Origin of the sequence: Leifsonia sp. 22587 (assembly GCF_052044215.1) — a bacterium.
Taxonomy (GTDB): Bacteria; Actinomycetota; Actinomycetes; order Actinomycetales; family Microbacteriaceae; genus Leifsonia; species Leifsonia shinshuensis_C.
This window is the reverse complement of the sequence record NZ_JBQENB010000001.1, coordinates 1,613,522-1,634,521: the sequence shown is the minus strand read 5'-3', so window position 1 is coordinate 1,634,521 and position 21,000 is coordinate 1,613,522. Positions and strand designations below refer to the sequence as shown.

Here is a 21,000-nt window from a genome sequence, read left to right as displayed (position 1 = left end):
GCCGGAGCTCAGCCGGACGAGGCGTCGTCGCCCGCGATCTCGACGTGGATGCGGCGCATGTCCTCCACGAGGGAGCCGATCAGCAACCAGTGGCGCGGGTCCGGCGTCGCGACCGTCAAGGGCGCGGTGAGCACCGGGATGCCCGCCGTCTCCGTGCCGGGCTCGGCGATCGGCTCGTCCGGGTCGCGCGCCAGCAGCCGCAGGTCGTGCGCGGCGCGGTGCAGCTCGTCCGCGATGGCGTGGATGGTCGGCTCGCCGGCGAGACTGTCGTCGTAGTGGTCGTGGTAGGCCCGCGTCATCCCGAGCGTGCGGTTGATCAGCGGGCGGAGGCTGTCGAACAGTCGCTGGTCATGCTCCAGGTAGACGCGGTGCTTGCGCTGGCGCGGGTTCAGCGACAGGCTCTCGTCCGCGGCGGTGATCGCGCTCTGCGCCTTGGCCTCCATCGGCCGCAGCAGGCGCGCCTCGATGAGCAGCGCATCCAGTTCGCCTCGAGTGTGCCGGGTGGTGAGTGCGTCGGCGAGCCGGTCGAGCGTGGACGCGATCTCCGTGCCGAGCGCGACCACCGCCTCTCGGGCTGGCGCGGTGAGCACCGGGGGGACGATCGCGACGTTGACGATCACGCCGACGGCCGCGCCCAGCACCGTCTCGACGATCCGGGCGAGGGCGTACTCGGGGTCGGAGGCGCCGATGGCGAGCACGAGCATGGCCGTGATCGGCACCTGGTTCGCCGTCCCGGGGGTGAGCTTGAGCGCCCAGGCGAGCAGCACCGAGACGACGACCGCCAGGAGCACGATCCAGCTGTTGGTGCCGAAGGCCAGCCCGATCAGGTAGGCGACGACGACACCGCCGATCACACCGAGGGAGCGCTCGATCGCGCGCCCCACCGACTGGTTGACGCTCGGCTGCACGACCAGCAGGGCCGCGATCGTGGCGAAGATCGGCAGTTCGCCGTGCACGAAGACGCTCGCCACCGCCCACGCGACGATCATCGCCACGGCGGTCTTGACGACCTGGAGGAACGGGGCGCGGGTGGATGTGCGGATGGTGGCGGGGAGCGCGATGCCGGCCGGGAGCCGGCGAGGGGTCGAGCGGGTGCGTGCCACCCTTCAACGCTACCCGGCGTACCGGGCGTAGGCCGAAGCGGCCCTCCCGAGGCGCGCCCGGCGGGCGCCGCTCAGCTCGGCGAACGGGGCGGGGACGACGCGGGCCCCGTCGCGGCGCCACGTACCCACGATGCGGCCGCCGGCGACGATGATCGGCTGGAAGATGCCGTTGCCGCCCGGGACGATGAGCTCGGAGTGCTCGTCGTCGAGGATGGGGGAGCGGTCCTGGTAGCCGAGCAGGTACTCGTCGAACGCGGGCAGGAGGTGCACCGCCTCCCTCTCGGCGCGCGTGGCCGGGGTGGCCGCTGCGCGGTCGGCGAGCTCGGACGTGACGAGGTACTCGGCTCCGTCGCACTCGATCGCCGTGAGCGCGTCGCCGAGCTCCGCACGGGCCGCCTTCGCGGCGCCGATCGTGCCCTTCATCCACCAGACGAAATCGCGGATCGTCGCCGGGCCGTGGCCGGTCAGGTAGCGGAGGAGGAACCGCGTGCTCGCCTCGTCCGCTCCGATCGCCGGCGGGGCGGGCGCCCACTCGTCGAGCAGGACGAGCGCCTGCGCCAGCGTGCCGTTCGGGCCGCGGACCACCGGGCCCCAGCAGAGCAGGCCGGTCTGGGAGAGGAAGTAGATGAGGTGATAGCCGCGCTGACCGGACGTGCCGATCCCGGCCGACTCCCACAGCTCCATCAGCTCCGCGCGCCCGATGCGGCCGCCGCCCTCCAGCGCGCCGGTGACGACATCGGCCGCGCGCGCGAAGTCGGCGGCGGTCAGCGAGAGCTGCTCGTGCCGGCGTGCCAGACCGGCGACCATCCGGTCGGTCGTGACCGAGAGCATCCATCGCAGGTCGTCCGGCGGCACGAAGTGCAGCGTCCCGCGCATCGGCCAGGAGCGGATGATGCGACCGGCGTCGAGCTCGGCGAGGACGTCGTCACGCGTGGCACGGTCGGTGCGCACGGCGAGAGCCCAGCATCCCGCCGCGAAGTCCTGGCCCTGCAGGGCGAGCAGCCGGCGCGCCACCGCGGCCGGATCCTGTTCGCGGGGGCCGTCGATCGCCTGCGCGAGCCGGCGCATCCGGAGCAGGTCGGCGCGGTTCGCGTGCGCGATGGGGCCGGAGGACATGGCACCAGCCTGGCAGACGCCACCGACACGTCGGCGTGCGCTACGGCAGGAGTCCGAGCTCCGTCAGCTGCTCGCTGAGACCGGCGCCGTCCGGCGCGTACACCCAGGGCGTGCCCGAGAGCTCCCGGTGCTTGTCCGCCTTCGACCGGCCACCGGCGAGCACCGCCTCGCTGTTCGACAGCTGGCGGATGGCGACGGCGGCGACGTTGTCGGGATGCGCGACCGTGAACTCGCCGTACAGGTCTTCGTCGTGCTGCCCGTCGTCGCCGATCAGCAGCCACTTCAGCCCCGGGAACTCCTGCGCCAGCCGTTCGAGGCTGGTGCGCTTGTGCTCGCGGCCGCTGCGGAACCAGCGATCGTGCGTGGGCCCCCAGTCGGTCAGGAGCAGCGGGCCGGCCGGGAAGAGGTTGCGCGACAGGAACCGGGTGAGTGTCGGCGCGACGTTCCAGGCGCCCGTCGACAGGTAGACGACGGGTGCTCCGGGATGCGCGGCGGAGAGCCGCTCGAGGAGGACGGACATGCCCGGGGTGGGGACGCGGGCGTGCTCGTCGAGCACGAAGGTGTTCCACGCGGCGAGCAGGGGCCGGGGGAGCGCCGTCACCATGACGGTGTCGTCGACGTCGGAGATCACGCCGAAGGTGGCCTTAGGGTCGAGCACGAAGACCGGCGCCTCGAACACGCGCGTCGACTCCGCGGTGGACAGGCGAACGGTGTGCCACCCGGGGGAGAGCTGCACCGGGACCACGGAGTCGATCACGCCGCCGCGGTCGGTCGTCACCTCGTGACGGTCGCCCTCGATCTCGACCGTGACCGTCGTCTCCGCGAGCGGCACGCTGATGAAGGAGCGCCAGCCGCGGATCGACTCCTCGCGCCTGCGGTGCAGCCGCTCGGCGCGGCTCCCCGGGCGCGGCTCCTTGGCGAGCACGACGCGGCCCAGGATGCGCACCCAGGAGGGCGAGCCGTAGCCGGTGTACGGCACCACCGTCGCCAGGAAACCGCGTTTGCGGGCCCGGCGCGCACGGAACTCGTGGAACGCGTCCTCGATGCGGGCGGCGCGGTGCATGATCGGCTCGACCGCCGCGCCGCGACGGACGATGGGGTCGCCGGAGACCTTGTCATGGCGCGAATCGGAAGAGGGCATCTAAGGCATTTTCTCACGGAGTGAACGTGCACACGAATGCATCCCCCAGATCTGGGGGACTGTTTCTGCGGCGCGTCGAAGGGTATTCCACAGCGGAAGTGAGGTTTCCACGAATATGATCGTCTGAGTGCGACGGTGATCCTGTCGCCGGGCTGGGGACCCGAAACACCGCCTTGTTCGACTGAGAAAAGGAGTCGCCCTCGTGCCCATCAACGATCTGGTGGCCGGACAGAGCACGGTCGGAGCACCGCTCGTCCGCACGGAGCCCATCCAGGAGCGCAGCGCCGCACGCATCGACGCGCTGCTCGACGCGGCCGCGGCCGTGGTGGATGAGATCGGATTCGACCGGCTGACGACCGCCATGGTGGCGGAGCGAGCCGGAGCCTCCATCGGAACCGTCTACCGGTACTTCCCGGACCGCATCGTGCTGCTGCAGGCCCTCCGCGACCGCGCGCTCCTGCGCTACCGCCACTCCGTCGTGCAGGCCATCGACGCGCAGTCGCCGGAGCACTGGTGGAACGCCGTGGAGGCTGCGATCGACGCCTTCGTCGACATGTTCCGCACCGAGCCGGGCTTCCGCATCATCCGCTTCGCCGACGCCGAGCGCGCGGGCGTCCCGGAGGACGAGGTCGTGCGCGACGCCGGGTTCGCCCGCCAGTTCGCGCAGATCCTCTCCGACGAGTACGGCCTGCCCGCCGGGGACGACCTGGCGTTCCGCCTCGACGTGGTCGTCGAGATCATGGACTCCCTGATCAACCGCGCATTCGTGGAGGACCCGAACGGCGACGAGCGCTACATCGCCGAGGCCAGGACCGTGGCCAAGGAGTACCTCGAGCGGCGCTTCGACCCGCAGCACTGATCCCGTCGGATCGGGAATGTCGGTGGTGGGTGGCAGGTTGCCATCCACACGGGTGAGTGCTCCGAACAGAGTGCGCAGAACCCGAACGGCCACATCACCGAACGAAGGGGGGCCGGAATGCGACCGACCCTGAACGTCACGATTCGTCTCTTTTCATTGCCAAAACCGCGCGGTTTTGTTTGGGTGGAGGAGATGGCCGCATACGCCCCCGCCCCCAGGAGCGATTCCGATCGCGCAGCGACCCCGATCCGGGGAGAGCTCTCGTGATCGAGTTCCGCGACGTGACGAAGCGCTTCCCGGACGGGACGCTCGCCGTCGACGACTTCTCGCTCGTCATCCCGTCGCGGCGGATCACCGTGCTGGTGGGCTCCTCCGGAAGCGGCAAGACGACCATCCTGCGCATGATCAACCGCATGGTGGACCCGACGTCCGGGTCGATCGAGATCGACGGCCAGGATGTGCTGTCGCTCAAGCCGGTCGCCCTGCGCCGCTCGATCGGCTACGTCATGCAGAATTCGGGCCTGCTCCCGCACCGCAAGGTCGTCGACAACATCGCGACGGTCCCGCTGCTCAAGGGCGTCAAGAAGAAAGAGGCGCGCGAGCACGCGCTGGAGCTCATGGACACGGTGGGCCTCGAGCGCTCGCTCGCCGACCGGTACCCGAGCCAGCTCTCGGGCGGCCAGCAGCAGCGCGTGGGCGTGGCCCGCGGGCTGGCGGTCGACCCGAACATCCTCCTGATGGATGAGCCCTTCGGCGCCGTCGACCCGATCGTGCGCGACGACCTGCAGAACGAGCTGCTGCACCTGCAGCGCGACCTCGACAAGACCGTGGTCTTCGTGACGCACGACATCGACGAGGCCTTCAAGCTGGGCGACCAGGTCGTGATCTTCCGCAAGGGCGGCATCGTCGCCCAGAAGGGCACGCCCGCCGAGATCCTCGCCGACCCGGCCGACGACTTCGTCGCGTCGTTCGTCGGCGCCGACCGCGGCCGCCGTGCACTCCACGTCGAGGAGACGCCGACCGGTTCGGTGCTCGTCGACAGCGACGGGCGCGCCGCCGGCGTGCTCTCCGGCTCGCCGCGCGGCGCAGCCGCTCCCTCCGAGGCAAAGGCCGCGACCGTCTCGGTCGCGGGTGCTCCGGCGCAGGGTGAGGACGCGTCGTGAGTTTTCTGTGGTCGAACCTCGGCCAGGTCTGGAATCTCACGGTCTCCCACGTGTGGCTCGCCGCTCTCCCGATCGTCATCGGGTTCGTGGTCTCCCTGCCCATCGGGTGGGTCGCGAACCGCTACCGGTGGAGCCGCGGCGTGCTGCTGACCATCGGCGGCATCCTCTACACGATCCCGTCGCTGCCGCTGTTCTTCGCGATGCCCGCGCTGATCGGCACCCAGATCCTGTCGCCCCTCAACGTGGTGGTGGCGTTGAGCATCTACGCGCTCGCGCTCATGGTGCGCACGACGGCGGATGCGCTGGGCTCGGTTCCCGGTGACGTGCTGCAGTCGGCGACCGCCGTCGGGTTCTCGTCCTGGCGCCGGTTCTGGTCCGTCGAACTCCCGCTGGCCGGACCGGTGCTGCTCGCGGGACTCCGCGTGGTGTCGGTGAGCACGGTCAGTCTCGTCAGCGTCGGAGCGCTCCTCGGCGTCCCGAACCTCGGCTACCTGTTCACCGACGGCCTCAACCGCTCGTACACCGAGGAGGTGGCGGTCGGCATCATCCTGATCATGGTGGTGGCGCTCGTCTTCGACCTGATCCTCGTGGGGCTCGGCCGTCTGCTCCTGCCCTGGACGCGATCCAACCGGCGGGCAGCACGGCTCAGCCGGCGCGCGGCGATGAGGGCGGTGACCGGCGCATGACCGACATCCTGGCCGCCTTCGGGTGGATCGGCGACCCGGCCAACTGGTCCGGGCCGAGCGGCATCCCCGCCCGTCTGGGCGAGCACATCGTCTATTCGCTGCTCACACTGCTGCTCGCCGCGATCATCGCCCTGCCGATCGGGTTCGCGATCGGTCACTCGGGCCGGTTCCGCGGGCTGGCGGTCGGCGTCTCCGGAGCGCTGCGCGCGCTGCCGACGCTGGGCCTCGTCATCTACCTGGCGCTGCTGACCACCAACCTCACCATCGTGCCGTCGCTCATCGCCCTGACGATCCTCGCGATCCCACCGATCCTGGCGGGCGCCTACTCGGGACTCGAGTCGGTCGACCGGGCGCCCATCGACGCCGCGCGCGCGATCGGCATGACCGGCTGGCAGGTGTTCACGAAAGTCGAGCTGCCGCTGTCGCTGCCGCTCGTGATCGGCGGCATCCGCTCGGGCGGTCTGCAGGTGATCGCCACCTGGACGGTCGCGGCGATCCTGCCGGTCGGCGGTCTCGGCCGCTTCCTGTTCGACGGCCTCTCGGTGCAGAACTACCCGGAGGTACTCGGCGGCTCCATCATCGTGGTCGCCCTCGCCCTCGTCGCGGACGGGCTGTTTGCCATCGTCCAGCGCCTCGTCGTGCCCCGGGGTGTCACCGCGGGGCGTGTCCGCGACAGCGCGGAAGGCGGCCGCTCGGCCGCCCGCCCGGTGCCGGAAGGCGCCCCCACCACCTGAACCCGTCCTGTCCAACCCAGCACACCAGCCTCCCCGACCGGGAGCACCCAAGAGAAGAGAAGATCATGTTCGCATCGAAGAAGAGCCGCCTCGCGGCCGGCGTGCTCGCCGCCGGGGCGCTGCTCGCCCTCAGCGCCTGCTCCTCCGGGGGCGGCGCGTTCAGCACCGGTTCCGCCTCGTCGTCCAGTGACACCGTCACGGTCGGCTCCGCCGCGTTCGGCGAGTCCGAGATCCTCATGCAGATCTACGGCCAGGCCCTGGCCGCCAACGGCGTGAAGGTCGCGTACAAGCCGAGCATCGGCCAGCGCGACGTCTACCTGAAGGCGCTGCAGGACGGCTCCATCGACCTCATCCCGGAGTACAGCGGCAACCTGCTGCAGTTCTACGACAAGAACAGCACCGCGACCTCCAGCGACGACGTCTACGCCGCCCTGAACGACGCCCTGCCCAAGGGCTACGAGGTGCTCGACCAGTCGGAGGCCCAGGACGCCGACTCCTACAACGTCACCAAGGAGTTCTCGGAGAAGTGGGGCGTCACGAGCCTCGACGACCTGAAGAAGGTCACCGACCCGCTCACGGTCGGCGCGAACCCTGAGTTCGGGACGCGGCCCTACGGCATCCCGGGGCTGAAGTCGGCCTACGGCGTCACCGCGACGCTCAAGCCGATCAGCGACTCGGGCGGCCCGCTGACCGTCGCCGCGCTGAAGAACGGCGACGTGCAGCTCGCCGACATCTACACGACCACGCCGGCCATCAAGGACAACGGCTTCGTGACTCTGAAGGACCCGAAGAACCTGATCGCGGCGCAGAACATCGTGCCGCTGATCAACAGCTCGAAGGCGTCGGACAAGGTCAAGGACGTCCTGGACAAGGTCTCCAAGGAGCTCACCACCTCCGACCTGATCGACCTGAACGGCGAGAACCAGGGCTCCAGAAAGACGCAGCCCGACGTGCTCGCCAAGAAGTGGCTGGAGGACCACCCGATCAAGTAGCCGAGGGCTCTTCGGTCTCATCGAGCGGCGGTCCGGGTTCCCGGGCCGCCGCTTCCATGTGCTTGGCCTCGCGGGCGGACAGCACCTTCTTGACGACGAAGACCGCCACCAGGAACACGGCGATCACCGCCACGAACACGTAGCCGGCGCCATGGAGCTCGCGCGACAGCTCGCGATAGCTCCCCGCCGCCGCGGAACCCACACTGACGTAGGCGAACGCCCACAGCACGCACGCGGGCGCCGTCCACGCGAGGAACGTGCGGTACCGCATGGGGCTCATCCCGACGGTCAGCGGGATGAGCGAGTGCAGCACCGGCAGGAAGCGCGAGAGGAACACCGCGATGCCGCCGCGCCGCGCAAGGTAGGCCTCGGCGCGGTCGAAGTTGCGCACTCCGACCCGCCGGCCGAGCGCGCTGACCCGGATGCGCGGACCGAACCACCGCCCGAGGGCGAAGCCGATCGACTCCCCGCACAGCGCGCCGACGATCACGGCGGCGACGAGGGCCGCGTACTCCGCAGGTCCGTCGACGCCCGTGGCGGCCACCAGCACGATGGTGTCGCCGGGAACGATCAGCCCGACCAGGATGGACGTCTCGAACAGGATGCCGAGCCCGGCGAGCAGCGTCCGCAGCACCGGGTCGACGCCCTGCACCAGGTCGAGCACCCACGTCAGTGCCTCGTTCATGTCGACGGCTCACGTCTCGGCATACCCGCAGCGTAGCGGCGCCCGCTGGTCGCCCCCTGAGCCGCCGCTGGGCCTTCGCGCCGAGTCCCGTACCGTCCCGCGGGCGCCATTCGTCACGAATGCACGTTCCAGCGCGCTGATGGGCGACAATCGGCACGAATCGCGTCGCGCTGTATTCGACGATTTGTGCCAAATCGTGGTTATGGCGGCGCGATAACCGCGATTTGGCACAAATCTCGGCCCCCAAGGGCGCGAGCGGCGCCAGCGGGACGCGGCGGCAGCGTCAGCTCAGCAGGATCACGAGGGGCGGCACCACGACGAGCAGCACTGTCGCGACGACCACGGACGTGCGGAGCAGCGGGCCGACGGTGCGCCGGCCGTCCGTGAGGCGCTCCTCGCGCGCGACGAGGGCGGCGCGCCGCTGCTCGGGCGTGCGCCGGTCCTTGGGGGCGCCGAGGGCGGCGCCGGCGGGGCCGGTGGCGTCCACGAGGCGGATCGCCTCGGCGAGCACCGCATCCCCGGAGGTGCGGCGCGCCGTGTCGTCGGCGAGCATCTCGATCAGCAGGGCCACCGCGTCCTGCGCCCGGGTGGCGATCGGGAACCAGGGGAGGGAGCGCTTCCAGGAGCGGAACGCGTCCAGCAGCAGGTGGTGCTTCTGCCGCAGGTGGGCCCGCTCGTGCGCGACCACCGCATCCAGCTCGGCGGGGGAGAGCAGCTCGATCATGCCCTCGGACAGCACGGTCACGCTGCGTGCCCCGGGCAGGCAGTACGCGGCGGGCGCGGGATGGTCGATCACGCGTGTGCTCGGAACGTCGGGCAGCGGGGAGGAGAGCAGGCGCAGCAGCTCCATGTGACGGTGCCGCTGGTTGCGGCTCCGCACCGAGGTGAGCGCGAGATTGAGCACGAGGTGCGCGGTGAGAAGCACGGCCGCGCTGAGCAGGAACGCGTTCAAGAGGCTGACCGCGTGCGGCAGCGGACCGTGGAAGAGCGAGGCCCAGGCTCCGCCGATGCGGCTCCACAGGTCGTCGCCGAACGGTTCGAGTCCCGCCAGCAGCAGCGAGCCGATCATGGAGATGCCCCCGGCGAGGGCGATCGACTGCCAGAGCGCCAGGGCGAGCGTCGGCGCGGCGGACGGCCACTTCGCCCGGGCGAGGAGCAGCGGCACGGGCCACGCCAGCGCGACGGCCAGCGCGCCCAGGAAGATCGCGCCGGCGAGCGGCGCGGCCGGGTCGGTGCTCACACGCTGCGGTCGGCGAGGAGGCGGCGGAGCACCTCGGCCTCTGACTCGTCGACCGAGCCGACGAAGTAGGCGAGCGCCTCGGTGCGGTCGGAGGACGACTCCAGCACTTCGCGCATCAGGTCGGCGACGTGCCCGGCGCGGGACAGCGCGGCGTAGTAGAGGTGCGGCCGCGCGTCGCGGTCGCGCCCGACGAACCCTTTCGCCTCGAGACGGGAGAGCACGGTGAGGACCGTGGTCAGCGCCGGTGCCTTTCCGGTCTCGCGCGCCGTCGCTAGCCTGTCGCGGAGGTCGCCTGCGCTGAGGGGGGCGTCGCCGTCCCACAGGGCGTCCATCACCGCCCGTTCGAGTTCACCCAGATTGGCCACGTATCCAGGGTAGCGCGAACCGGCTGAGAATGTTCTACACTCTGTAGAAGTAGAAGTTCTACGTTGTGTAGAACAGTCGGAGGGATGCACGTGAACGAACTGCTGGACCCGCTCCTGCTGTCGCGCTGGCAGTTCGGGCTCACCACGATCTACCACTTCCTCTTCGTGCCGCTGACCATCGGTCTGGTCACCTGCACCGCCGTCTTCCAGACCGCCTGGTACCGCACCGGCAAGCCGCACTACCTGCAGCTGACCCACTTCTTCGGCAAGATCTTCCTGATCAACTTCGCCATGGGCGTCGTGACCGGCATCGTGCAGGAGTTCCAGTTCGGCATGAACTGGTCGAACTACTCCCGCTTCGTCGGCGACATCTTCGGCGCACCGCTCGCGCTGGAGGGACTGCTCGCGTTCTTCCTGGAGGCGACGTTCATCGGCCTCTGGATCTTCGGCTGGGACCGTCTGCCGAAGGGTCTGCACCTCGCCACGATCTGGGTCGTCTCGGTGGGCAGCATCCTGTCCGCGTACTTCATCCTCGCGGCGAACGCCTTCATGCAGAACCCGGTGGGCTACCACCTCAACCCCGCCAAGGGACGCGCCGAGCTCACCGACCTGTGGGCCGTGCTCACCAACAAGGTGGCGCTGGCCGCGTTCCCGCACACGATCTTCGGCTGCTTCATGGTGTCGGCCGGCCTGATCATCGCGGTGGCCGCCTGGCACCTGTCGCGCAACCGGCACCTCGACACGATGCGTCCCGCCCTGAAGTTCGGCCTGTGGCTGATGGTCGGCGCCGGCATCGGCACCGTCCTCAGCGGCGACCAGCTGGGCCTCGCCATGGTCGAGACGCAGCCGATGAAGATGGCGGCCGCGGAGGCGCTCTACAAGACCTCGACCGGCGCGGACGCATCCTTCTCGATCTTCACTCTCGGCACACCGGACGGCGTGCACGAGCTGTTCTCCATCCGCATCCCGTACCTGCTGTCGTTCCTGTCGACGCACAGCCTGAACGGCACCGTCGAGGGAATCAACGACCTGCAGGCGCAGTACACCCAGCTCTACGGCCCTGGCGACTACACGCCGGTCATCTGGGTCACCTACTGGGCCTTCCGCTGGATGATCGGGCTCGGGATGCTGCACGTCCTGATCGCGGTGGTCGGCCTCTGGCTGACGCGGAAGGGCCGCACCCCACCCCGCGCGTGGATGTGGAAGATCGCGATCTGGGCGATGCCGCTCTCGCTGCTGGCGATGGTCGTCGGCTGGATCTTCACCGAGATGGGCCGCCAGCCCTGGATCGTGTTCAGCCTGATGAAGACCGCCGACGGCGTCTCGCCCGGCACGACGGGCGTCGAGGTGCTGATCTCGCTGATCGCGTTCACCGCCGTCTACGGCACCCTCGCCGTCGTCGAGTTCCTGCTCATCAAGCGGGCGGCGCAGAAGGGCCCGCAGGACATCGACCAGCATCTCGACGAGGCCGGCGAGCCCATCCCGGTCGCGACGGTCTACTAGGAGGAGCAGGGCAATGGATCTCGCAGTTCTCTGGTTCGGAATCGTCGCGTTCTTCTTCGTCGGCTACTTCGTGCTCGACGGCTTCGACTTCGGCGTCGGGATGGCGCTGCCGTTCCTCGGCCGCGACGACGTCGACCGCCGCGTGATGATCAACACCATCGGCCCGGTGTGGGACCTCAACGAGACGTGGGTCATCGTGGGCGGCGCCGCGCTCTTCGCGGCCTTCCCGGAGTGGTACGCCACGCTGTTCAGCGGCTTCTACCTGGCGCTCCTGCTCATCCTGCTCGCGCTCATCGTGCGCGGCGTGTCGTTCGAGTACCGGCACCAGCGCGCCGGGGCCCGGTGGAAGCGGTGGTTCGACGGGATGATCGTGGTCGGCTCCGCGCTTCCCGCCTTCCTGTGGGGCGTCGCGTTCGCGAACATCGTCCAGGGTGTCGCCCTCGACGCGCACCACGACTACACGGGGACGTTCTTCGACCTGCTCAACGGCTATGCGCTGCTCGGCGGCCTGACGACGCTGCTGCTGTTCTTCACCCACGGCGCCGTGTTCCTGTCGCTGAAGACCGACGGTGACCTGCGCCGGAGGGCGCGCCGCCTGGCCACCGTGTCCGGCGCCCTGGCGGTGGTCGTGGCCGCGTCCTTCCTCGGCTGGACCGCGGTGACGCACTTCTCGCCGGTGTTCCTGGCCCTCGCGCTCTTCGCGGCGATCGCGCTCGTCGCATCCTGGATCGCGAACCTGCGTGGCGCCGAGGGCTGGTCGTTCGGCTTGATGGCGGCGACCATCGCCCTCGCAGTGGTGTCGTTGTTCGCGGCGCTCTTCCCGGACGTGATGCCGTCGTCGCCGAACCCGCAGAACAGCCTCACCATCGCGAACGCGTCGAGCTCGGCCACGACGCTGTCCATCATGACCTGGGTGGCGGCGATCTTCCTGCCGCTGATCCTCGTGTACCAGGCCTGGACGTACTGGATCTTCCGCAAGCGGGTGACGCGCGACCACATCCCGCAGGAGCCGGCCGAGCCCGTCGTCCCCACCGTGACGGTCTGACGTGCGCCCGCTCGACCCGCGCCTGCTCCGCTACGCGTCCGCCACGCGCGGCACGCTGGCGGCCGGCGCCGCGCTCGCAGCACTGCAGACCGCATCCATCATCGCGTTCGCGTGGCTGGTGACGGACGTGATCGTCCGCGCGATCGCGGGGGAGCGGCTGCCGGAGCTGAGCGGGACGCTCGTGCTGCTCAGCGTCGTCATCGCCGCCCGCGCGGTGCTGCTCTGGGCCGTCGACGCAGTGGCGTCCCGCGGAGGCGCCCGGGCGGTCGGGCAGCTGCGCGAGCGGCTGGTCACGGCCGTCGGGAGGCTGGGCTCGGGATGGGCCTCCCGCCGCACCAGTGCCGACGTCACCCTGGTCGCGGGCCGGGGCATGGAGGCGCTCGACGGCTACTTCGCGAAGTACCTGCCGCAGCTGATCGGCACCGCGGTCGCGACCCCGCTGCTCGTGGTGACGATCGGGTGGCGGGATGTGACCAGCGCGATCGTGCTGCTGGTGACGCTCCCGCTCATCCCGGTCTTCATGGTGCTGGTCGGATGGGCGACGCAGGCGGCGCAGCAGCGTCAGTGGACGGCGCTGTCGCGTCTGTCGAGCGGGTTCCTCGACGTCGTCGCGGGGCTGCCCACCCTCAAGCTGTTCGGGCGCCAGCATCGTCAGGAGGCGCGCATCCGGGAGGTGAGCGAGCAGTACCGCGTGCACACTATGCGGGTGCTGCGGATGTCGTTCCTCTCGGGATTCGTGCTGGAGCTGGCGGCCAGCCTGTCGGTCGCGGTGATCGCGGTGACGATCGGACTGCGGCTGCTGGGCGGCTCCCTCGACCTCTCGGTGGGGCTGTTCGTGCTGCTGCTGGCGCCGGAGGCGTTCCTGCCGCTGCGCAACGTCGGCGCGTCGTACCACGCGGCCGCGGAGGGGATCGAGGCGGCGGCGCGGGCGTTCGCCGTGATCGAGGAGGCGGAGGCGGCGGATGGCGCCGCGCAGCAGGAGGGCACGAGCCGCGAGGCCTCGGAACCGGGCGGACTGGTGTTCGAGGACGTGACCGTCGCCTACGACGGCCGGACCGTGGTCGACGGGTTCTCCGCGACGGCGCTGCCCGGCGAGCTGACGGTGCTGCGGGCCCCGAGCGGCGCCGGCAAGTCGACGCTGCTCGCGGCGGCACTCGGATTCGTCGCGTTCGAGGGCAACATCGTCGCCGATGGGCGCGTGGACGCCGGGGGACGGCGCGAGGCGCTCGCCTGGGCCGGTCAGCGTCCCGGGCTCCTCGCCGGAACCATCGGAGACAACGTCGCACTCGGCGAGGAGCACCCGGACGCCGAGCTCGTGGCCCGCGCGCTCCGCGAGGCCGCCGCGGACGAGCTCGACCCGGAGACCGTGGTCGGCGCGGGCGGCATCGGGATGTCGGGCGGGCAGGCGCAGCGGGTGGCGGTCGCCCGCGCGCTGTACCGGCTGCGTTCGCGGGGCTGCCGCATCCTGGTGCTCGACGAGCCGACGTCCGCCCTCGACGCCCGGACCGAGGAGCGGCTGGTCGCGGGCCTGCGGCGGATCGCCGCGGAGGGCGTCGCCGTGCTCGTGGTCAGCCACCGCGAGGCGGTCGCCTCGGCCGCCGGCCGAGAGATCGCGTTGGAGGCACGTCAGGAGGTGGCCCATGTCGGCTGATCCCGAGGTCCGTCGCATCCTCCGGCTCGCGCTGCCGCCCGCGAGACGGTTGTGGGCCGCCATCGCCCTCGGCGTGCTGAGCGGCGGAAGCGCCGTCGCCCTGCTGGGCGTTTCCGCGTGGCTGATCACCCGCGCGTCGGAGCAGCCCGCGCTGATGTACCTCTCGCTGGCCATCGTGGGGGTGCGCGCCTTCGCTCTCGGCCGCGCCTTCTTCCGGTACCTCGAGCGGCTGTCCGGCCACGACGCGGCCTTCCGGCAGCTCGGCACGGTCCGCGCCCGCCTCTACCGCCGGCTCGAGCCGCTGGCTCCGGACGGGCTGCGGGGCGTTCGCTCGGGCGACCTGCTCACGCGGCTGGCGGACGACGTGGACGAGCTGCAGAACCTGTCGCTGCGGGTCGTCCAGCCGCTGGTCACCGCGGGGATCGTCGTCGTGGGCAGCGTCGTCGTCACCGCGCTGGTGCTCCCGGGCGCGGCCGTCGTGCTGACCGTGGCTCTGGCGGGCGCGCTGGCGGCCGGGGTGCTGGTGAACCGGTGGGCGACCGGCACGGCCGAGCGCCGGATCGCCCCGCTGCGGGCGGCGCTGAACGACGCGCTCCACGACCTGGTGAGCAACCTGGACGTCCTGACAGCGTTCGGAGCGCTCGCGGGCGCGCAGGAGCGCGTCCGGGCGGCGAGCGAGAGGCTGACGTCCGTCGCACGCCGCCGTGCGGTCGGCCTGGGTGTCACGGCCGGCGCCGTCTCGCTGTTCGCCGGTGCGGCCACGCTCGGCGCCCTGGTGGTCGGCGTCCCCGCCCTCGCCGCGGGGATGGACGCGCCGTCGCTCACGGTGATCGCCCTGCTGCCGCTCGCGGTCTTCGAGGTCTTCGGGGCCGTTCCGCTCGCTCTGGGAGCCTGGCGTCGTGTCCGCACGAGCGCCGAGCGGATCGCGACGACGGCTCCGGTGGATGTGCCGGACGGCATCCCCGTGGATGCGCGGGACGCCGCATACTTCGCCGGTCCCGGCGTGCCCGAGGTGCGGCTGGACGGGCTGTCGGCGCACTGGCCCGGTGAGCACACGCCGGTGCTGCGCGATCTGACGCTCCGGCTGGCGCCGGGGGAGCGGGTGCTGCTCACCGGCCCCACCGGTGCGGGAAAGACGGCGCTCGCGCACGTCCTCACCCGGCTGCTCGACCACGACGGCGGCTACCGGCTGGCCGGCCGGGAGACGCGGGGCCTGCGGCAGGACGACGTGCGCCAGGCGGTCGGCCTTGTGGAGCAGCGACCGCACCTGTTCGACGCGGACATCCGCCAGAACCTGCTCTTCGCCCGCGACAGCGCGAGCGACGACGAGTTGCTCGGCGTGCTGGACCGGGTCGGGCTGCGCGAGTGGGTGCTCGAACGCGGCGGGCTCTCCGCGCCCGTCGGCGAGCGCGGCGCCCTGGTCTCGGGCGGGCAGGCTCAGCGGATCGCGCTCGCGCGGGCGCTGCTCGCCGACTTCCCGGTGCTCATCGTCGACGAGCCGACCGCCAACGTGGATGCCGCGGTCGCGGATCGGATCGTCCGCGATGTGCTGACGACCGCAGCGGAGGACGGACGCACCGTGCTGCTCATCTCGCACACCGAGGTGCCCGGCGAGCTGATCGACCGCAGCCTCCGGATGGAGGACGGGCGGCTGGTCGCCTGAGCGCGGGCGCGGACCCGGTGGGTCGCTACTCGCCCGGCTCCGGCAGCGGCCGGGCGAGCGCCGCGAAGCGGGCGCGCCACGCATCCGTGCGCGCCGGGTCGGCGGCGAGCGCCGGACCGTCGACCCAGGCGGTGACCGCACGGATGCCGTGCAGCGCGTTGACCGCCCACAGCACGGCGCCCTCGAGCTGCGCCGGGCGCACCTCCTCCTCGTCGACCGGCACGCCGACCGCCGCGGCGATCCCGCGGACCGTCCGCGCGGCGACGCTGTCGACGCGCGGCAGCGCGAGCGGCGGGGTGAACAGGGTCCCGTCGCGCCACCACAGCAGGGCCGTGGTGGCGCCGTCGGCCACGCGTCCGTCGTCGAGGAGGACCGCCTCCTGCGCGCCGCGCCGCTGTGCGGCCTGGCGCGCCGCGCTCAGTCGTTCGATGTCCGGGCCCTTCAGATGCGGCACCTGGCGCGGGTCGCGTTCCGCGGTCGCCACCACCAGGCGCTCCGTCAGCTCGGGCGCCGGACGCACCCGCACGCGCAACCGCAGCGCGTCGCGCACGCGCACCAGCTCGAACCGCGGGAACCAGACGCCGGTGCGCGGCAGCGCCGCCACGCCCGCCTCCCAGAACTCCGCGAGGTCGTCCCCGCCGTAGCCCTGCTCGCGCACCGTGTCGGCGAAGCGCGAGCGGTGCAGCCGCAGCGCGAGGGCCGCGCCGTGACGGACCAGGAAGGAGTCGGCGGCAAGCAGCTCGGTCTCGACCACTTCGCAGTCGTCACGGATCCGCAGTTCGCCGTCCGCCCAGTCGGCGAGGGTCGTCAGGGGTTCCGTCGTGCGCGCATCCACTCGCCTAGGCTAGTCCGGTGGCCCCACCGCTCCGCGTGCTCCGGCTCGACACCTGGGTCGACCCGGCGGACGCGTTCGCCGCGCTGTTCGCTGCGCCGGACGCGGGCGACGCCGTCTGGCTCGACAGAGGTATGGAGGCGACGGAGGGCCGCAGCCTGATCGGCACCGGCACCGTCACCGCGACCGCCTCGGTCGCCGACGGCACCGTGACGCTCGGTGGGCGCACTCGTGAGGGCGACATCCTGAGCGCACTGCGCGACGACCTGGCCGGCCGAGCGACCGGCGAGACGTCCGGTCATCCGCTGGGGTGGTGGGGACGGCTGGGATACGAGGCCGGTGCCGCCGCGGCCGGCGCGCCCGTCGCCCCCACGGGGATCCCGGACGCGGCCCTCCTGCTGGTCGACCGCCTCCTGTCGTTCGACCACGCGGCGCGGACCGTCGAGCTGGTCGCGGCCGACGATGCGGACGGGCGGGCCTGGATCGGGGCGACCGGCGAGGTCCTGGCACACTGCGGCGGCGCGGCCGCGGCACATCTCGCCGAGCACACCGTGCCGGACGCCACCGCCACTTGGCGCCACGACGACACCGCGTACCTGGCCGCGATCGCGGCCTGTCAGGAGGCCATCCGGGCCGGCGACGCCTACCAGCTGTGCCTCACCAACCGGGCGGAGGCCCGCACCCCGGCCGATCCGCTTGCGGTGCACCTGAGGCTCCGCCGCGCCAGCCCCGCGCCGCACGCCGGGTTCGTCCGGATCGGCGGCGACGTGCTCGTCAGCTCCTCGCCCGAGGAGTTTCTCCGCGTCGACGCGGGCGGACGCGCGCGCACCCGTCCGATCAAGGGAACGCGACCGCGCGGCGCGACCGTCGCCGACGACCTCGCCCTCCGGGCCGAGCTGGAGGCCAGCGAGAAGGAGCGCGCCGAGAACGTCATGATCGTCGACCTCATGCGCAACGACCTCGGCCGCGTGTGCGAGCTCGGCACGGTCGAGGTGACCAGCCTGCTCGCCGTCGAGAGCTACGCGCAGGTCCACCAGCTCGTCTCGACCGTCGAGGGGCGGCTGCGCGCCGGACTCGGGGCGGTGGATGCGGTCGCCGCGTGCTTCCCGGCAGGCTCGATGACGGGCACGCCGAAGCTCAGCGCGATGCGCATCCTGAACCGGCTGGAGGACGGTCCGCGCGGTGCGTTCGCCGGCTGTTTCGGCTGCTTCGCGCTGGACGGCAGCGCCCGGCTCGCCATGGTGATCCGCAGCCTCCACTTCACCGCCGGCACGGTGAGCATCGGGGCCGGCGGCGGCATCACGGCGCTGTCCGTGCCGGAGGAGGAGCTCGTGGAGGTGCGGGTGAAGGCCTCGGCGCTGCTCGCTGCCGCTGGCCTGACCGCGCAGGACCCTCCGGACGTCACGCCCGCGGCGAACTGAGGGCGCGCTGGGAACGGACTGGACGGCGCCGACGTTTAGTACTCTGGAGACCCGGGCCATCTCGCCCGGACCTCTTCCGTGCCGCCCGATCCCGCCCGCGGCACGACGGAACCGAGAATGAGAGTCACGTGGCACACGAGCACGACGCAGCCGGCACCACGGCCGCGAGCACCCCGCAGGACGCACCCGACCGCCAGCAGTACGACTTCGCGGCGATCCAGGAGAAGTGGCTCCCGGTCTGGGAGGAGCTGCGACCCTTCGCGACCGACGACCCCGCCGACAAGCGCCCGCGCAAGTACATCCTCGACATGTTCCCCTACCCGTCCGGCGACCTGCACATGGGTCACGCCGAGGCCTACGCGCTGGGCGACGTGATCGCCCGCTACTGGCGTCAGCAGGGCTTCAACGTGCTGCATCCGATCGGGTGGGACTCGTTCGGCCTGCCCGCCGAGAACGCCGCCATCAAGCGCGGCCTCGACCCGGCCGGCTGGACCAACGACAACATCGCCCAGCAGAAGGCGAGCATGCGCCGCTACGCGCCCAGCTTCGACTGGGACCGCGTGCTGCAGACCTCCGACCCGGCCTACTACCGCTGGAACCAGTGGCTGTTCCTGAAGCTGTACGAGAAGGGCCTGGCGTACCGCAAGGCCAGCCAGGTCAACTGGTGTCCCTTCGACCAGACGGTGCTGGCGAACGAGCAGGTCGTGAACGGCCGCTGCGAGCGCTGCGACAACCTGGTCACCAAGAAGAAGCTGACCCAGTGGTACTTCCGCATCACCGACTACGCGGACCGCCTGCTCGACGACCTGAACCAGCTGGAGGGCGCCTGGCCGTCCAAGGTCATCTCGATGCAGCGCAACTGGATCGGCCGGTCCACGGGCGCCGACGTGACCTTCCAGATCGAGGGGCGCGACGAGCCGGTCACGGTCTACACGACCCGTCCCGACACGCTGTACGGCGTCACCTTCATGGTGGTCGCACCCGACTCCGACCTGGCCGCCGAGCTGGTGCAGGATGCGCGTCCCGAGGTGCGCAAGCGCTTCGACGACTACCTGGAGGCCGTGCGCGGCACCACGGAGATGGACCGGCTGAGCAGCGAGCGCGAGAAGACCGGTGTGTTCCTGGAGCGCCACGCGATCAACCCGCTGACCGGTGAGCGGCTGCCGATCTGGGCGGCCGACTACGTGCTGAGCGACTACGGCCACGGCGCGATCATGGCCGTCCCCGCGCACGACCAGCGCGACCTCGACTTCGCGCGCGCATTCGACCTGCCCGTGCGCGTGGTCGTCGACACGACGCAGCCGGTGACCGGCGCCATCCCGGTGATCCACACCGACCCTGAGACCGGCGAGCCGATCCTGCCGGAGGAGGCGGCGCTCGAGAACCCGTCCGAGACGGGCGTGGCGCTGACCGGCGAGGGCCGGCTGATCAACTCGGGCCCGTTCGACGGGCTGAGCAAGTCGAACGCGATCCGTCGCGTCACCGAGGCGCTGCAGGCGGCGCATCTGGGAGCCGCCGCGAAGAACTTCCGGCTGCGCGACTGGCTGATCTCGCGCCAGCGGTACTGGGGCACGCCCATCCCGATCATCCACTGCGAGCAGTGCGGCGAGGTTCCGGTGCCCGAGGCCGACCTGCCCGTGCTCCTGCCGCCGGCCGACGGTCTGGACTTGCAGCCCAAGGGCACGAGCCCGCTGGGCGGAGCGACCGACTGGGTCAACGTCTCCTGCCCGAGCTGCGGCGGCCCGGCCAAGCGCGACACGGACACGATGGACACGTTCGTCGACAGCTCCTGGTACTTCCTGCGGTTCCTGTCGCCGAAGGACGACACCCAGGCGTTCGACCCGCGCGAGGCCGAGAAGTGGGCGCCCGTCGACCAGTACGTGGGCGGCGTCACGCACGCCATCCTGCACCTGCTGTACGCGCGCTTCATCACGAAGGTGCTGTTCGACCTCGGCTACATCAGCTTCACGGAGCCGTTCACGGCGCTGCTCAACCAGGGTCTGGTGCTCATGGACGGCTCCGCGATGTCGAAGTCGCGCGGCAACCTGGTGAAGCTGTCCGAGCAGCTCGACGAGCACGGTGTGGATGCGGTGCGCCTGACGATGGCGTTCGCCGGGCCCCCGGAGGACGACATCGACTGGGCGGACGTGTCGCCCGCCGGCAGCGCCAAGTTCCTGGCCCGCGCGTGGCGGATCGCGGACGACGTCACCAGCGCGCCCGACGTGGTCTGGAAGACGGGCGACCCGGCACTGCGCCGGGTGACGCACCGCTTCCTGGCCGACGCGCCCGGGCTCGTGGAGTCCTTCAAGTTCAACGTCGTCGTCGCACGACTGATGGAGCTCGTCAACGCGACCCGCAAGGCGATCGACTCGGGCGCCGGCCCGGCCGACGCCGCGGTGCGCGAGGCGGCCGAGGTCATCGCCATGGCGCTGAACCTGTTCTCGCCGTACACGGCGGAGGAGATGTGGCAGAAGCTCGGCTACGAGCCGTCGGTCGCCCTGGCGCAGTGGCGCAAGCCCGACCCGACGCTGCTGATCGAGGAGTCGGTCACGGCGGTGGTCCAGGTGGACGGCAAGGTGCGCGACCGCCTCGAGGTGTCGCCGAAGATCGCATCGGACGAGCTGGAGGCCCTGGCGCGTCAGTCGGACGCCGTGCGCCGCTCGGTCGGCGACCGCGAGGTCGTCAACGTGATCGTGCGGGCGCCGCGCCTGGTCAACATCGCGACCAAGCCGCGGGGCTGAGCGCCGGGTCGTCATCGCGCGAAAGCGCCGGGTTGTTTCCACAGCCCGGCGCTTTCGGCG

At 71.4% G+C, this 21,000-nt stretch carries 18 protein-coding genes; 11 read left to right on the top strand and 7 right to left on the bottom strand.

The window, feature by feature from the left end:
• Positions 1-8: 8 nt before the first annotated feature.
• From ACTJI1_RS07920 to ACTJI1_RS07910, 3 genes are read right to left on the bottom strand one after another with little or no spacing between them, the layout of a single operon-like run.
• Positions 9-1,103, bottom strand: coding sequence for an FUSC family protein (locus ACTJI1_RS07920; protein ID WP_440742156.1), 1,095 nt, complete (start codon positions 1,101-1,103; stop codon positions 9-11).
• Between the two features lie 9 nt (positions 1,104-1,112).
• Entirely contained in the window at positions 1,113-2,219 is a 1,107-nt protein-coding gene (locus ACTJI1_RS07915; protein WP_440742155.1) for a winged helix DNA-binding domain-containing protein, read from the bottom strand.
• A gap of 40 nt (positions 2,220-2,259) precedes the next feature.
• Positions 2,260-3,360: an App1 family protein gene (locus tag ACTJI1_RS07910; protein ID WP_440742154.1), complete on the bottom strand. Its 1,101-nt coding sequence runs from the start codon at positions 3,358-3,360 to the stop codon at positions 2,260-2,262.
• Between the two features lie 202 nt (positions 3,361-3,562).
• Between ACTJI1_RS07910 and ACTJI1_RS07905 the strand changes: the two genes are divergently transcribed.
• The 5 genes from ACTJI1_RS07905 to ACTJI1_RS07885 all read left to right on the top strand — a co-directional run bounded on the left by ACTJI1_RS07905 (position 3,563) and on the right by ACTJI1_RS07885 (position 7,794).
• Positions 3,563-4,219 carry a TetR/AcrR family transcriptional regulator gene (locus ACTJI1_RS07905; protein ID WP_310129113.1) on the top strand — a complete coding sequence of 219 codons (657 nt, stop codon included), beginning with the start codon at positions 3,563-3,565 and terminating at the stop codon, positions 4,217-4,219.
• Between the two features lie 263 nt (positions 4,220-4,482).
• Positions 4,483-5,382, top strand: coding sequence for an ABC transporter ATP-binding protein (locus ACTJI1_RS07900; protein ID WP_440742153.1), 900 nt, complete (start codon positions 4,483-4,485; stop codon positions 5,380-5,382).
• Complete coding sequence (locus ACTJI1_RS07895) at positions 5,379-6,068, top strand: ABC transporter permease (RefSeq protein ID WP_310129116.1); 690 nt, start codon at positions 5,379-5,381, stop codon at positions 6,066-6,068. The genes ACTJI1_RS07900 and ACTJI1_RS07895 overlap by 4 nt, the downstream gene beginning before the upstream one ends.
• A complete protein-coding gene (locus tag ACTJI1_RS07890) occupies positions 6,065-6,802 on the top strand; it encodes an ABC transporter permease (protein WP_310129118.1) in 738 nt (245 codons plus the stop codon). Before ACTJI1_RS07895 ends, ACTJI1_RS07890 begins: the two co-directional genes overlap by 4 nt.
• 65 nt (positions 6,803-6,867) lie before the next feature.
• On the top strand, positions 6,868-7,794 hold the full coding sequence (locus ACTJI1_RS07885; RefSeq protein WP_440742152.1) for an ABC transporter substrate-binding protein: 927 nt from the start codon (positions 6,868-6,870) through the stop codon (positions 7,792-7,794).
• Here ACTJI1_RS07885 and ACTJI1_RS07880 read toward each other — a convergent pair.
• The 3 genes from ACTJI1_RS07880 to ACTJI1_RS07870 all read right to left on the bottom strand — a co-directional run bounded on the left by ACTJI1_RS07880 (position 7,787) and on the right by ACTJI1_RS07870 (position 10,084).
• On the bottom strand, positions 7,787-8,479 hold the full coding sequence (locus ACTJI1_RS07880; protein ID WP_440742151.1) for a DedA family protein: 693 nt from the start codon (positions 8,477-8,479) through the stop codon (positions 7,787-7,789). The two genes, ACTJI1_RS07885 and ACTJI1_RS07880, sit on opposite strands and share 8 nt — an antisense overlap.
• A 283-nt stretch (positions 8,480-8,762) precedes the next feature.
• Positions 8,763-9,719, bottom strand: coding sequence for a M56 family metallopeptidase (locus ACTJI1_RS07875; RefSeq protein ID WP_440742150.1), 957 nt, complete (start codon positions 9,717-9,719; stop codon positions 8,763-8,765).
• Positions 9,716-10,084 (bottom strand): BlaI/MecI/CopY family transcriptional regulator, encoded by a 369-nt coding sequence (locus ACTJI1_RS07870; protein ID WP_310129124.1) that lies wholly within the window; start codon positions 10,082-10,084, stop codon positions 9,716-9,718. The genes ACTJI1_RS07875 and ACTJI1_RS07870 overlap by 4 nt, the downstream gene beginning before the upstream one ends.
• 90 nt (positions 10,085-10,174) lie before the next feature.
• On the opposite strand from ACTJI1_RS07870, the gene ACTJI1_RS07865 reads away from it, so the two are divergent.
• The 4 genes from ACTJI1_RS07865 to cydC are packed head-to-tail and all read left to right on the top strand — an operon-like array spanning position 10,175 to position 15,946.
• A complete protein-coding gene (locus ACTJI1_RS07865) occupies positions 10,175-11,587 on the top strand; it encodes a cytochrome ubiquinol oxidase subunit I (protein WP_310134902.1) in 1,413 nt (470 codons plus the stop codon).
• Positions 11,588-11,600: 13 nt separating this feature from the next.
• Positions 11,601-12,632 carry a cytochrome d ubiquinol oxidase subunit II gene (gene cydB / locus ACTJI1_RS07860; protein ID WP_440742149.1) on the top strand — a complete coding sequence of 344 codons (1,032 nt, stop codon included), beginning with the start codon at positions 11,601-11,603 and terminating at the stop codon, positions 12,630-12,632.
• A 1-nt stretch (position 12,633) separates the two neighbouring features.
• On the top strand, positions 12,634-14,283 hold the full coding sequence (gene cydD, locus ACTJI1_RS07855) for a thiol reductant ABC exporter subunit CydD (RefSeq protein ID WP_440742148.1): 1,650 nt from the start codon (positions 12,634-12,636) through the stop codon (positions 14,281-14,283).
• Entirely contained in the window at positions 14,273-15,946 is a 1,674-nt protein-coding gene (gene cydC, locus ACTJI1_RS07850) for a thiol reductant ABC exporter subunit CydC (RefSeq protein WP_440742147.1), read from the top strand. Before cydD ends, cydC begins: the two co-directional genes overlap by 11 nt.
• 25 nt (positions 15,947-15,971) lie before the next feature.
• Here the strand turns inward: cydC and ACTJI1_RS07845 are convergent, their stop codons facing one another.
• Complete coding sequence (locus ACTJI1_RS07845; RefSeq protein ID WP_310129130.1) at positions 15,972-16,781, bottom strand: aminotransferase class IV; 810 nt, start codon at positions 16,779-16,781, stop codon at positions 15,972-15,974.
• A 17-nt stretch (positions 16,782-16,798) separates the two neighbouring features.
• On the opposite strand from ACTJI1_RS07845, the gene ACTJI1_RS07840 reads away from it, so the two are divergent.
• Entirely contained in the window at positions 16,799-18,199 is a 1,401-nt protein-coding gene (locus ACTJI1_RS07840) for an anthranilate synthase component I family protein (RefSeq protein WP_440742146.1), read from the top strand.
• Positions 18,200-18,327: 128 nt separating this feature from the next.
• Complete coding sequence (leuS, locus tag ACTJI1_RS07835) at positions 18,328-20,940, top strand: leucine--tRNA ligase (protein ID WP_440742145.1); 2,613 nt, start codon at positions 18,328-18,330, stop codon at positions 20,938-20,940.
• Positions 20,941-21,000: the final 60 nt, after the last annotated feature.

Excerpts from the sequence above, each read along its gene's own strand:
- ACTJI1_RS07910 (WP_440742154.1), bottom strand. The coding sequence starts at position 3,360 with ATGCCCTCTTCCGATTCGCGCCATGACAAGGTCTCCGGCGACCCCATC.
- ACTJI1_RS07890 (WP_310129118.1), top strand. The coding sequence starts at position 6,065 with ATGACCGACATCCTGGCCGCCTTCGGGTGGATCGGCGACCCGGCCAAC.
- cydB (WP_440742149.1), top strand. The coding sequence starts at position 11,601 with ATGGATCTCGCAGTTCTCTGGTTCGGAATCGTCGCGTTCTTCTTCGTC.
- ACTJI1_RS07915 (WP_440742155.1), bottom strand. The coding sequence starts at position 2,219 with ATGTCCTCCGGCCCCATCGCGCACGCGAACCGCGCCGACCTGCTCCGG.
- ACTJI1_RS07880 (WP_440742151.1), bottom strand. The coding sequence starts at position 8,479 with ATGAACGAGGCACTGACGTGGGTGCTCGACCTGGTGCAGGGCGTCGAC.
- cydC (WP_440742147.1), top strand. The coding sequence starts at position 14,273 with ATGTCGGCTGATCCCGAGGTCCGTCGCATCCTCCGGCTCGCGCTGCCG.
- ACTJI1_RS07885 (WP_440742152.1), top strand. The coding sequence starts at position 6,868 with ATGTTCGCATCGAAGAAGAGCCGCCTCGCGGCCGGCGTGCTCGCCGCC.